Annotated in this window: 14 protein-coding genes and 1 pseudogene; 14 read left to right on the forward strand and 1 reads right to left on the reverse strand. The window is 65.6% G+C overall.

What is annotated here, in order from left to right; genetic code table 11:
* Positions 1-66: 66 nt before the first annotated feature.
* From ruvB to LRC39_RS05900, 8 genes and pseudogenes are all read left to right on the forward strand, one after another.
* Positions 67-1115: pseudogene (gene ruvB, locus LRC39_RS05865) on the forward strand (Holliday junction branch migration DNA helicase RuvB).
* A gap of 8 nt (positions 1116-1123) precedes the next feature.
* Entirely contained in the window at positions 1124-1588 is a 465-nt protein-coding gene (gene ybgC / locus LRC39_RS05870; protein WP_346296634.1) for a tol-pal system-associated acyl-CoA thioesterase, read from the forward strand.
* 99 nt (positions 1589-1687) lie between these two features.
* Positions 1688-2998 (forward strand): NAD(P)/FAD-dependent oxidoreductase, encoded by a 1311-nt coding sequence (locus LRC39_RS05875; RefSeq protein WP_263990799.1) that lies wholly within the window; start codon positions 1688-1690, stop codon positions 2996-2998.
* Positions 2999-3144: 146 nt separating this feature from the next.
* Positions 3145-4353: an OpgC domain-containing protein gene (locus LRC39_RS05880; RefSeq protein ID WP_430624938.1), complete on the forward strand. Its 1209-nt coding sequence runs from the start codon at positions 3145-3147 to the stop codon at positions 4351-4353.
* Between the two features lie 57 nt (positions 4354-4410).
* Entirely contained in the window at positions 4411-4878 is a 468-nt protein-coding gene (locus tag LRC39_RS05885; protein ID WP_346296636.1) for a nuclear transport factor 2 family protein, read from the forward strand.
* An 18-nt stretch (positions 4879-4896) separates the two neighbouring features.
* Positions 4897-5442, forward strand: a complete 546-nt coding sequence (locus LRC39_RS05890; RefSeq protein ID WP_346296637.1) for a TetR/AcrR family transcriptional regulator — start codon at positions 4897-4899, stop codon at positions 5440-5442.
* A 291-nt stretch (positions 5443-5733) separates the two neighbouring features.
* The gene (locus LRC39_RS05895) at positions 5734-6105 is read left to right on the forward strand and encodes a YciI family protein (protein WP_346296638.1); all 372 of its coding nucleotides are present in this window, start codon (positions 5734-5736) and stop codon (positions 6103-6105) included.
* Complete coding sequence (locus LRC39_RS05900) at positions 6102-7370, forward strand: RNA polymerase sigma factor (RefSeq protein ID WP_346296639.1); 1269 nt, start codon at positions 6102-6104, stop codon at positions 7368-7370. Before LRC39_RS05895 ends, LRC39_RS05900 begins: the two co-directional genes overlap by 4 nt.
* A 20-nt stretch (positions 7371-7390) precedes the next feature.
* Here the strand turns inward: LRC39_RS05900 and LRC39_RS05905 are convergent, their stop codons facing one another.
* On the reverse strand, positions 7391-8179 hold the full coding sequence (locus LRC39_RS05905; RefSeq protein WP_107354485.1) for an SDR family NAD(P)-dependent oxidoreductase: 789 nt from the start codon (positions 8177-8179) through the stop codon (positions 7391-7393).
* 210 nt (positions 8180-8389) lie between these two features.
* On the opposite strand from LRC39_RS05905, the gene LRC39_RS05910 reads away from it, so the two are divergent.
* The 6 genes from LRC39_RS05910 (at position 8390) to LRC39_RS05935 (ending at position 12433) form a co-directional block, all read left to right on the forward strand.
* Positions 8390-8566: a DUF2934 domain-containing protein gene (locus LRC39_RS05910; protein ID WP_107343270.1), complete on the forward strand. Its 177-nt coding sequence runs from the start codon at positions 8390-8392 to the stop codon at positions 8564-8566.
* A gap of 507 nt (positions 8567-9073) precedes the next feature.
* Positions 9074-9490, forward strand: a complete 417-nt coding sequence (locus tag LRC39_RS05915; protein ID WP_346296640.1) for a YciI family protein — start codon at positions 9074-9076, stop codon at positions 9488-9490.
* Between the two features lie 122 nt (positions 9491-9612).
* Positions 9613-10317, forward strand: coding sequence for a TetR/AcrR family transcriptional regulator (locus LRC39_RS05920; protein ID WP_346296641.1), 705 nt, complete (start codon positions 9613-9615; stop codon positions 10315-10317).
* Between the two features lie 142 nt (positions 10318-10459).
* Positions 10460-10927 carry a DUF2852 domain-containing protein gene (locus LRC39_RS05925; protein ID WP_107357410.1) on the forward strand — a complete coding sequence of 156 codons (468 nt, stop codon included), beginning with the start codon at positions 10460-10462 and terminating at the stop codon, positions 10925-10927.
* Positions 10928-11076: 149 nt separating this feature from the next.
* Positions 11077-11544, forward strand: a complete 468-nt coding sequence (locus LRC39_RS05930) for a carboxymuconolactone decarboxylase family protein (protein WP_346296642.1) — start codon at positions 11077-11079, stop codon at positions 11542-11544.
* On the forward strand, positions 11528-12433 hold the full coding sequence (locus LRC39_RS05935) for a sigma-70 family RNA polymerase sigma factor (RefSeq protein WP_346296643.1): 906 nt from the start codon (positions 11528-11530) through the stop codon (positions 12431-12433). The genes LRC39_RS05930 and LRC39_RS05935 overlap by 17 nt, the downstream gene beginning before the upstream one ends.
* Positions 12434-12459 lie beyond the last annotated feature (26 nt).

Here is a 12459-nt window from a genome sequence, read left to right on the forward strand (position 1 = left end):
CCCCCGACCCCTCCCCGCAAGGGGGAGGGGAGCGCTCAGTGTTCGGCGGCATGGTACACTTCCCCCATGACTGAACCTTCCCGTCTCGTCACACCCGAGCGTCGCGGTGATGACCTCGGCGATGCGGCGCTGCGGCCGCAGAATCTGTCCGAGTTCGTCGGCCAGCAGCAGGCGCGTGCGAATTTGCAGGTGTTCATCGACGCCGCGCGCAAGCGCAAAGAGGCGCTTGACCACGTGCTGTTCGTAGGTCCCCGGGGCTCGGCAAGACCACGCTGGCGCAGATCGTGGCGCGCGAGCTCGGCGTCGGGTTTCGCGCGACGTCTGGCCCGGTGATCGCCAAGGCCGGCGATCTCGCAGCCTTGCTGACCAATCTCGAAGAGCGCGACGTGCTCTTCATCGACGAGATCCACCGCCTCAGCCCGTCGGTCGAGGAGGTGCTGTATCCGGCGATGGAGGATTTTCAGCTCGACCTGATCATCGGCGAGGGCCCGGCGGCGCGCTCGGTGAAGATCGACCTGTCGAAGTTCACCCTGGTCGGCGCCACCACGCGCGCAGGCCTGCTTACCAATCCGCTGCGCGACCGCTTCGGCATTCCGATCCGGCTGAATTTCTATACCATCGAAGAGCTTGAAAGCATCGTCACTCGAGGTGCCCGCGTGCTCGGCACGCCGATCACGGCTGACGGCGCCAACGAAATCGCCCGCCGCGCCCGCGGCACGCCGCGGATCGCCGGTCGGCTGCTGCGCCGGGTCCGCGACTTTGCGTCGGCCGCGGATGCCGAAGCGATCGACCGCGCCATCGCCGACCACGCGCTTGGCGCGCTGGAAGTCGATAGCGCCGGCCTCGACGCGATGGATCGGCGTTACCTCACCACGATTGCGCTCAACTATGGCGGCGGTCCGGTCGGCGTCGAGACGATGGCGGCGGCTTTGTCCGAGCCGCGCGACGCCATCGAGGACATTATCGAGCCCTATCTGATCCAGTGCGGCTACCTGCAGCGCACCCCACGCGGTCGCCTGCTGACCGACCACGCCTTCCGCCACCTCGGCCTCGCCGCCCCCTCGCGCGATCCCGCGCAGTTCGGGCTGTTTGGCGATGCCGGGGACCAAGAGTAGCATCAACGATGACCGACGCTCGCTTGCATCATCATTCCCTCGACGGAGCCATCATCGATGGCGCTCATCACATGCACGTCCGGGTCTATTACGAAGACACCGACTTCTCCGGCATCGTCTATCACGCCAACTATCTGCGCTTCATGGAACGGGGGCGGACCAATTATCTGCGGCTGCTTGGGGCGGCGCAGAGCGAGTTGTTCGCGGAAGCCGAAAGCGAAACCCCGGGCTTTGCCTTCGTGGTGCGGTCGATGCAGCTCGACTTCCTCAAGTCGGCCAAGATGGACGACCTGCTCGAGGTGATCACCCGGCCGGTCGAAGTCCGCGGCGCGTCGATCACCATGCAGCAGCAGATCAAGCGCGGCGACCTCGTGCTGATAGAGGCCAAGGTCAAGGTCGCGTTCGTCTCGGGCGGGCGGGCGAGGCCTATCCCGATACCGCTTCGGGTCGCCATGAAGGCGGACGTCGCCTGATCCCGCCCGGGCGGCGGTTGCCTGTTTCCCGAGCTAGGGCGCTCCGGAATTTGGTGTTACAGGGGGCGAGCCGGAAGCTCGAACCCCTCGGACATCTTGATGAGTGATACGCCCCATAGGATTGTTATCGTCGGCGGCGGCGCCGGTGGCCTGGAACTCGCCACGGCGCTCGGCAACAAATACGGCAAGTCGGACGCTGTCCGCGTCACCTTGGTCGACCGCAGCCGCACCCACATCTGGAAGCCGCTGTTGCACGCGATCGCCGCCGGCTCGCTGCGTCGCTCTCAGCACGAGTTGAACTATCTGGCCCAGGCGCACTGGCACGGCTTTCACTACCGCCTCGGCGAGATGAATGGTCTCGACCGCGACCGCAAGGTCATCAAGCTGGCCCCGGTGATCGACGACGAGGGCCGCGAGATCAATCCGGAGAGCGAGCTCGGTTACGACACGCTGGTGATTGCGATCGGCAGCGTCACTAACGATTTCGGCACCCCCGGCGCCCGTGAGCACGCGGTGCCGCTGGAGACGCCGGAGCAGGCGTCCCGATTCAATAAGCGGATGGTCAATGCCTGCCTGCGCGCCCAGCATCAGCACACGCCGATCGAGCCCGGCCAGCTCCACGTTGCGATCATCGGCGCCGGCGCCACCGGCACCGAGCTCGCCGCCGAGCTGCACCACACCGCGCGCGAGATCATCGCTTACGGTCTCGACAAGATCGATCCGGAGCACGATCTCAAGATCGTGCTGATCGAAGCCGCGCCGCGCATTCTGCCGGCGCTGCCGCCGCGGATCTCGGAAGCGACGCTGAAGCTGCTGCTCGATCTCGGCGTCGAGGTGCGCACCGGCGCCCGCGTGGCAGAAGTGCTGGATCATGCGGTCCGTCTGGCCGACGGCGAAGTGATCCCGTCGGAGCTGGTGGTGTGGGCCGCCGGCGTGCGTGCGCCGGATTTCCTCGAAGGCATCGACGGCCTGGAGACCAACCGCATCAACCAGCTGGTGGTCCGTCCGACGCTGCAGACCACCCGCGACGATAATGTGTTCGGAATGGGCGACTGTGCCGCCTGCGCAATTCCCGGCTACGAGAATGGCGTGCCGCCGCGGGCGCAGGCCGCGCACCAGGAAGCCGAATTCATGCTGGAGCAGATCGAGAAGCGGCTGAACGGCGAGCCACTGGGAGAGTTCCGCTACCGCGATCTCGGCTCGCTGGTGTCGCTCGGCAAGTACTCGGCGGTCGGCAATCTGATGGGGTCGCTGGTCGGTAAGAGCTTCCTGATCGAGGGCTATTTCGCCCGCTTCATGTATCGCTCGCTGTACAAGATGCACGAAGCCGCGCTGTACGGCCGCGGTCGCACGCTGCTCAGCGTGCTGTCCGGCTCGACGCGTCCCACGCCTACGGTCAAGCTGCATTAGCCTGCCCAGCGGCCTGTGGGTCGCCCCGGTGTCTCCCGGACAGCTTGTGCGTCCGCCGTCGGTTAGATTGGCGGCGTAACGGCTGATTCGGGCGCACAGGGAGGCGAGGCGTGACCAGAGGAGTGCAGTCTCGCGAGGTGCCGCTGATGGGGCAGGGCGAGCGCGATTTGCGGCTCGATTTCCTGCGCGGCGTCGGCCAGTGGATGATCTTCGTCGATCATATCCCGTACAATTTCCTAAACTGGTTCACGCTGCGCAATTACGGCTTCTGCGACGCGGCCGAGTTCTTCGTCTTCATCTCCGGCTACTCGATCGGGTTCGCCTATGGGCCGGCGGTACGTGCCGGCGAAATGGTCGCGGCGACCAAGCGGCTGTGGACCCGCGCGGCGCAGCTCTACGTCGCGCACATCTTTCTATTCTTGTTCTTCACCGCGCAGATCTCCCGCGCGGCGCGTCGGTTCGACAATCCGATGTACAAGGACGAGTTCAACGTCGCGCAATTCCTCGAAAATCCCGACGTGATGATCCAGCAGGCGCTGCTGCTGAAGTACAAGCCCGTCAATCTCGACGTGCTGCCGCTGTACATCGTGCTGGTGGTTGCCGCACCGCTGATCCTGTGGGGCCTGCTGCGCCGGCCGCATCTGACGCTGGTATGCTCCGGCCTGCTATATTTCGTCTCCCGCCACTTCGGCTGGAATCTGCCGTCGTTCCCGGACGGGCATTGGTACTTCAACCCGTTCGCCTGGCAGTTCCTGTTCGTGTTCGGCATCTGGTGCGGTTTCGGCAATGGCCCGCAGATCCGCCCCTGGGTGAAGTCTCTGCCCAATCAGTTGCTGAGCTGGACGATCGTGCTGGTTGCGCTGGTGATCGCGCTGTCTTGGAATTTCGAAGCGCTGTACGGCCTGGTGCCGGAATCGATCGGCAAGATCTTGTACCCGATCGACAAGACCAGTCTGGCGCCGGTGCGGCTGATCCACTTCCTGGCGCTGCTGGCGATCGTCATAAAGCTGCTGCCGCCGGATTTGCCGGCGCTACGCTCGGAGCATCTGCGCCCGATCATCCTGTGCGGCCAGCGCTCGCTGCCGGTGTTCTGCTTCGGTGTGATCCTGGCTTTCACGGCGCATTGGATCCTGGTCCAGGTGTCGAGCAGCATCGCGATGCAGATCCTGGTCAGCGTCGGCGGCATCGGTCTGATGACCGGCGTGGCCTGGGTTGCGACCTGGTACCGGACCCTGCCGACGCTGGTGACGGTTCCTCCTACCGTGCCGGTCGATCACCCCGGCGAAGAGCGGACAGACCACACGCACAACACTGCTGCCGCCGAAACGGAGCCATCGACGACCGAGCGTGCTTGACTCGCTGTACCGATCGGTACAATCTCGCTGCGTTCCTTTCGCAGTGGAGAAGCCGTCATGTCGCGTCCGCCGTTGCCGCCGTTCACCCGCGAGACCGCCGCCCAGAAGGTGCGGATGGCCGAAGACGCCTGGAACTCGCGGGATCCCGCGCGAGTGTCGCTCGCCTATACGCCCGACAGCCGCTGGCGGAATCGCGCCGAGTTTCTGCAAGGACGTGACGCGATCGTCGAATTCCTGACCCGCAAATGGGCGAAGGAGCACGAGTACCGGTTGATCAAGGACCTCTGGGCGTTCGACGGCCGGTTCATCGCTGTGCGCTTTCAATACGAGTGGCGCGATGACAACGGGCTTTGGTATCGCTCCTATGGCAACGAGCAGTGGGAGTTCGACGACGATGGGCTGATGCGGCGGCGCGAGGCCAGCATCAACGACGTCGCGATCAGCGAGAGCGACCGCCGCTTCCATTGGCCGGCGCCCGGTCCGCGTCCCGACGATGTACCGGGGCTCGCCGCAGAGCCGTTCTGAGACCGTGTCGGGAGAGACATGAAAGACCGCGCCACCCTGCTGCCGCTGCTCGGCGAAGTATTTCGGACCCACGGCTACGAAGGGGCTTCGCTGGCGCTGATCACGGAGGCGACGGGGCTCGGCAAGGGCAGCCTGTATCATTTCTTCCCCGGCGGCAAAAAACAGATGGCCGAAGAGGTGCTGGCCGAGATCGACGGCTGGTTCGAGGCCAACATCTTCGCGCCGTTGCGTGATCCGGGCGATCCTGGCGCCGCCATCGCGGCGATGCTCTCGGGCGTGGACGAGTATTTCCGTTCGGGGCGTCGCGTCTGTCTGGTCGGCGTGATTGCGCTCGGCCATGCGCGCGATGAGTTCGCCGCGCCGGTGAACGACTATTTCGCCCGCTGGCAGGATGCGCTGGCGGCGTCGCTGCGCCGCTGCGGCCTCTCGGCCGCCGCCGCCCGGCGCCGCGCTGAGGATGCGGTGCTGTCGATCCAGGGGGCCCTTGTGCTGGCGCGTGCACGCAATGATGCGGCCGTATTCACCCGTGCGTTGTCCGAATTGAAGGCGCGACTGCTGGCGTAGCCCTCGACTCTCTCTCCCTGCGCACTGAGCAACGGGGGAGGGCACTCCGCTCAGCGAGGCGCTGAGCCAGTGCTCGGGACGCCCTCACCCCAGCCCTCTCCCGCAAGCGAGAGTGGGAGCGCGCAGTGACCTTTGGTTCGCTGATGGCTTCACTCGACCACTCTCCCGGCGCACGGCCCAACCGCTGCCGCTGAATGGAACCGAGATGCGTCTTGGTCGGCGCAAACTTCTCCGCCATGCTGTCGGCCAAGGACGACGCTGATCGTCTTACAGCCGAGGGAGACGCACGCCATGCTCTACGCCATCCTCTGCTATCATGACGAGAACTTCGTCGGTTCCTGGAGCCGCGAAGAAGATGCCGCCGTGATGGAGAAGCTCAAGGCCGTGCATGGCAAGCTCGCCGAGGCTGGGCGGCTCGGGCCGGTGGCGCGGCTGCTGCCGACCACGGCGGCGACAACGCTGCGCAAGGATTCGGAGCCGCCGGTGGTGATCGACGGTCCGTTCGCCGAGACCAAGGAGCAATTGCTCGGCTTCTACGTGGTCGAATGCGAGGACCTCGATGGCGCGCTCGACGTTGCGCGCGATCTCGGCCGCGCCAACCCGGGTGGGGCTTATGAAATCCGTCCGATCGGATTGTTCATGCCGGGGACCACGCAGCCATGACCGATCTCGCCTGGATCGAGACCGCGATCACCGCCGCGCGGCCCCAGGCGATCGGCGCGCTGCTGCGCTACTTCCGCGATCTCGGCACCGCCGAGGAGGCATTCCAGAACGCCTGCCTGCGGGCGCTGAAATCCTGGCCGCAGAATGGGCCCCCGCGTGATGCTGCTGCTTGGCTGATCATGGTCGGCCGCAATGTTGCGATCGACGATCTGCGCCGCGGCAAGAAGCAACAGCCGCTTCCCGATGACGCGGCGATTTCCGATCTCGACGATGCCGAGGACGCGCTCGCCGAGCGGCTCGACGGCTCGCATTATCGCGACGACATTTTGCGGCTGCTGTTCATCTGCTGTCACCCGGAGCTGCCGCCGACCCAGCAGATCGCGCTGGCGCTGCGCATCGTCTCGGGACTGACGGTGCCGCAGATCGCGCGGGCGTTCCTGGTGTCCGATGCGGCGATGGAGCAGCGTATCACCCGTGCCAAAGCCAAGGTCGCGCGGGCCGGCGTGCCGTTCGAGACCCCCGGCGCGGTCGAACGCGCCGAGCGCCTCGGCGCGGTGGCGGCGATGATCTACCTCGTCTTCAACGAGGGCTATTCGGCCGCGGGCGAGACTGCTGGCGTCCGCGCGCCGCTGTGCGAGGAAGCGATCCGGCTGGCGCGGCTGCTGCTTCGGCTATTTCCGTCCGAGCCGGAGATCATGGGGCTGACGGCACTGATGCTGCTGCAGCATGCCCGAGCGCCAGCACGGTTCGATGCCGCCGGCGAAATCGTGCTGCTGGAAGATCAGAACCGCAGCCTGTGGAACGTCACCATGATCGCCGAGGGGCTGGCACTGATCGACAAGGCGATGCGCCACCGCCGCACCGGTGCGTATCAGATCCAAGCCGCGATCGCGGCTCTGCACGCCCGCGCCCCGCGTTACGAAGACACCGACTGGGCGCAGATCGATCTGCTGTACGGCTCGCTCGAAATCCTGCAGCCATCACCGGTGATCACGCTCAATCGCGCGGTGGCGGTGGCCAAGCTGCGCGGACCGGAAGCGGCGCTGGCGATGATCGAGCCGCTCGAAGCGCGGCTCGGCAGCTACTTTCACTATTTCGGTGCCAAGGGTGCGCTGCTGCTACAGCAGGGACGCGGTGATGAAGCCCGCGTCGCCTTCGATCGCGCGATTGCGCTCGCCCGCACTCCCGCCGAGGCCTCGCACATCCGGATGCATCTCGATCGGCTGATGCAGGAGAGCGAAGCCGCCGGGCGTGCGAGCGCGTAGGCTTCGTGTCGGCCCGACGACTAACTGGTCTTGCGTTCGCCGCGTAGCGACGGCAGGCCGATGCCGGCGGCGTCGAAGCCGCCGTCGACCGCCAGGATCTGCCCGGTGATGTAGCTGGAGCGATCGCTGCACAGGAAGAAAATCGCCTCCGCCAGTTCTTCCTCGAGGCCGTAGCGCGCCATCGGAATTGCGTCGCGATAGTCCGACCGGATGTCCTGCGTGTGGACCTGTTTGGCCATTGCGGTGTCGACCGGGCCGGGCGCGACGCCGTTGACGCGGATGCCGAGCGCCGCAAGTTCGACCGCGCATTGCTTGGTGAAGTGGGCCAACCCCGCTTTGCTCGATCCGTAGGCGACGCGCAACGTCGAGGCACGCAGCGATGAAATCGACGTGATGTTGACGATGGCGCCGCCGCCGGAATCGCGCATCAGCGGCACCGCAGCCTGGGTCATCAGGAACGGACCGGTGAGATTCACATCCATCACCCGCTGCCATTCGTCCGGGGTCGTCTCCATCAGCGGCTTGAACACCGCGATCCCGGCGTTGTTGACGAGCGCATCGAGGCGGCCAAACCGCTCGGTGACCGCCGCGATATCGCGCGCCACCGACTCGCGATCGGCGACGTCACAATGCAGCGCGATGGTGCGCTCGGGCAGGGCCAGTGCCTGCATTGCGGCGCGCAGCCCGTCATCGTCGCGGTCGAGCAGCGCCACCGACCAGCCGTCGGCGAGAAAGCGCTTGGCTGCAGCGAGTCCAATGCCGCGAGCGGCTCCGGTCACCAGCGCGACATGGGGCGAGGATGCGGTCATGGGCGTTCCAATCATGCGAAAGCGGGGAGGTCAGACGTGGAAGGTCGAGGCTTCACATGCCAGCGGCGTGCCATCGCTGTCCAGCGCGGCGCGCCGTCGCGGGCGATCGCGCTTGGGAACAAGTCGACGACATCTGGTTTACATCGAACTGAAATACAACTTTGTGTCCAGGCGGGCACGACACCGCCTTTGAGGTTTGGGAGGTTTTGTATGCAAGACGAACTCGAAGAGCGGATCCGCCATCGCGCGCGTGAGCTGTGGGAGGCCCAGGGCCAGCCGGAGGGGCGCAGCGACGAATTCTGGCTGCAGGCGGAGCAGGAAGTCCGTGGTGAGAAAGAAACCTACGATCGGCTGAAGTCGGACCCCAGCATCACGACCAATAGCTGATCTTTACGACTCCGAAGCGCCGCCCGGTTGTTGTGCCGGCGGCGCTTCGTTTGTCGGCACCTCGCGTTGCGTCAACGCACGTAGAACACCACGCCGGCAATCGTCAGCAGCGCTGCGGCGGCGAGCAGATGAGCCATCGCCCGCGAAGCAGCGAGTTTGGTAGCGTCGTTCATGCGGTTCTCTCCCCAGTCTGCAGAGCCGTTGCTGCGGCCCGCGGGCATCACGATCGGAGATGGACCTGCACCGCGCAGGCACAGCCCGGCGACGATGCGCCAGACCTGATCGTTGATGAGATACGCTGAACACCCCGCGACGACCATTCGCACTTAGAGTCCCCACTCTGCGAATAGTGACGTTCGACAGGCTGGTGGCTCAATGCGGCGGCAATTTGTCGGCGGTTTGGTGTGCTGACGTGCGTTGCACTGCAAATCTCTCGCATCGCATGTCGGCGTGTACTGTTACCGATCGTCTTCAAGCTGCCAATCCAATCGAGCAGGGAGAGTGATGATGCGTTTCATGATGCTGATGATCCCGAAGGGGTACGAGGCGGCGCAGCCGGGCGTGATGCCGGATGCCGCCGCCGTCGCCGCGATGATGAAGTACAACGAAGCGCTGCAGCAGTCGGGAGCACTCATTACTTGCGACGGTCTGCATCCGCCCTCAATGGGCGCTCGCGTCAGCTTTGATACCGGCAAACCGGTCGTGACCGACGGCCCGTTCGCCGAGGTCAAGGAAGTTCTCGGCGGCTACTGGATGATCGAAGTTGCGTCGCGGGAGGAGGCGATCGCCTGGGCGACGCGCTGCCCGGCCGGACCGAACGAGATCGTCGAGATCCGGCAAGTGCAGGAGATGGCCGATTTCCCGGCCGACGTGCAGGCCGAAGCCGCCGGATTCGAAGCCATGCAGGCGGCCGCGCGGCGTTGAGGCCGCACCTCGTGGCGGCGGGTTGATCGATCCGCCGCTGCCCTGCCATTGGCGGCGCCTCGCTCCCACCCGGGCAACTGGGTTAGTGACCTTTACACCGCCCTCATGTAAGACCCCTTCACATGAGCTGGCGCAAGGAACAGGGCCGCGCCGAGCGCGGCTATCATCACGGCAATCTGAAGGAAGCGCTGCTGCAGGCGGCGCTTGGGCTGATCGCGGAGAAAGGCCCCGGCGGCTTTACCTTCGCCGATGCCGCGCGGATGGCCGGCGTCAGCCCGGCGGCGCCGTACCGCCACTTCCGCGACCGCGACGAATTGCTGTCAAACATAGCCCAGCGTGGTTTCGAACTGTTCGAGCAGGTGCTGGCGAAAGCGTGGGACGACGGCCGTCCCGACACCGTCACGGCGTTCATGCGGGTCGGACGGGCCTATCTGGCATTCGCCCGCAACGAGCCGGCTTATTACTCGGCGATGTTCGAATCCGGCGTTCCGATCGACGTCAATCCGATGCTGCTGACCGCTTCGGAGCGTGCCTTCAACGTCATCCGTGCCGCCGCCGAACGGCTGGCGGCATTGACCCCGCCGGGCGTCACCCGGCCGCCGGCCCTGATGATGGCGCTGCACATTTGGTCGATGTCGCACGGCATCGCCTCGCTATTCGGCCGGGGTGATGGTGCCCGCCGCAAGCTGCCGATGGCCGCCGAAGACCTGCTCGAGGCCGGCGTGCTGATCTATCTGCGGGGCCTCGGGTTTTCGACCGATGCCGCCGCTGCTGCCGAAAAGCCTGCAGAACCAAAGCGCTCCGGCCCGTGGGGCCCGGCCGCTTGAGGGCCGTGCTCACCGCAAGGTGAGCCCTGCGGCGAAAAATCCGCCAAACCTCCGACCGCTGTTGCTTGACAAACTGCTGGAATGCTCCAAGTATGTAAATGTTATTTACATTCACAACGGCACCGAGCCGATGGAGAAGCAAATGGCCAACGCCGCTGACTACAATCGATGGGGCCCGACCGAGCCGCGCTATCAGCCGATGCTTCGGCCGTCCTGGCATCCGGGCTGGATCCTGCTGACGGTCGCCGGCTTCATCGTCTGGTGGCCGATCGGCCTTGCACTTCTCTTCTACACACTCTGGAGCAGAAACATGGGTTGCTGGGATCGCGATCGCTTCGCCAACAAGATGGAGCGGATGCAGTGGAAGATGGAGCGGATGCGCAATCGCATGGATCGCGGCGGCTTCGGCTTCGGCCCGCCGTCGAGCGGCAACCGCGCCTTCGACGAGTATCGGATGGAGACGCTGCGCCGGCTCGAAGAGGAGCAGGTCCAGTTCAAGGAATTCCTCGATCGCCTGCGCCACGCCAAGGACAAGGAAGAGTTCGACGCCTTCATGGCCCAGCATCGGACCAAGCCGAACCCGTCTCCCGACAATTCGGCGCAGGGCTGATCAGCGCCCTGATCTGACCCTCCAGCGCCAACCGCCGCCCGCCTGAGCCCCCAGGCGGGCGGCTTCTTTTTTGTCGCGGGTTCGCTCGCGGCAATGTCACACCGCGCGCCGCTGTCTCGTCCTATGCTCGTTAACCAAGGGAGACGACCATGACACCGCGCCTCAACCCCGCCACTGCCGCGCCCGACGCCTACAAGGCGATGGCCGCGCTGGAGAAGTACATCCAGGGCAGCGGCCTCGAATCCAGCTTGATCGAACTGGTCAAGATGCGCGCCTCGCAGATCAACGGCTGTGCGTTCTGCCTCGACATGCATAGCAAGGATGCCCGTGCTCATGGCGAAACCGAGCAGCGGCTGTATCTGCTCAACGCCTGGCGGGAATCGCCGCTCTACACCGATCGTGAGCGTGCCGCGCTCGGCTGGACTGAAGCGCTGACACTGGTGGCGCAAACCCAGGCGCCGGATCAGGACTACGCGGCCGTGAAGTCGCATTTCAACGACGCCGAGCAGGTCAATCTGACGTTGCTGATCGGTGCGATCAACACCTGGAACAGGTTCGCGATCGGCTTCCGGATGCTGCATCCGACCCCGGCCGTAGCGCATGCCAAGGCCTCCTGATCCAGCTCCATCCGAAGATGCCGCAGCGAGCTTCGCGCCGCTGCGGCCGCGGCTGTTGCGCGTCGCCTATCGGATGCTGGGCTCGATCAGCGAAGCCGAAGACGTCGTGCAGGATGCTTACTTGCGTTGGCACCGGGCTGATCGCAGCGAGGTTCGTGACGCAGCTGGCTTTCTCACGCGCACCGTCACCCGTCTGTGTCTCGACGTGCTGAAGTCGGCGCGGCAGCGGCGCGAGACTTATGTAGGCCCGTGGCTGCCGGAGCCGATCATTGCCCCGGAGCCTGAGCCTGATGGCGACGATATCACCCTCACTTTGATGTTGGCGCTCGAGCGGCTGTCGCCATTGGAGCGGGCCGCGTTCCTGCTGCACGACGTGTTCGGTGTCGGCTTCGATGAGATCGCGACGACCCTTGGACGTGACGCGGCCGCCTGCCGCCAGCTTGCCGCGCGAGCGAGGGCGCATGTCCGTTCCGAGCGGCCGCGCTTTCCCGTCTCGGCAGAGCAGGGGCAGGCGATCGCGGCGGCGTTCTTCCAGGCCTCGCGGAGCGGCGATCTTGGCGCGCTGACGTCCTTACTCGCGGACGAGGTGGTGTTCGTCAGCGATGGCGGCGGCAAGCGGCCGGCCGCACTCAATCCGGTGCGCGGCCACGATCGGGTGATGCGCCTGCTGGAGGGAATCGCGCGCAAGACGGCTGCGGGGGCGAGTTCGCTGCTTGCCGTCCGGGTGATCGACGGCCTGCCTGGCTTTGTCTCGCGGGAGCCGGACGGCCTGATCCAGACCACGGCGCTAGAAATCTCAGGCGGTCGGATCGTCGCGATCTATGTGGTTCGGAACCCCGACAAGCTCCGACATCTGGTCCTCGGGCCGCCCTCTGGCGGTCTGCACTGACCGCATCCGGCCGTCCCGCTTCGGCC

Origin of the sequence: Rhodopseudomonas sp. P1 (genome assembly GCF_039642825.1) — a bacterium.
Classification (GTDB): Bacteria; Pseudomonadota; Alphaproteobacteria; order Rhizobiales; family Xanthobacteraceae; genus Rhodopseudomonas; species Rhodopseudomonas palustris_H.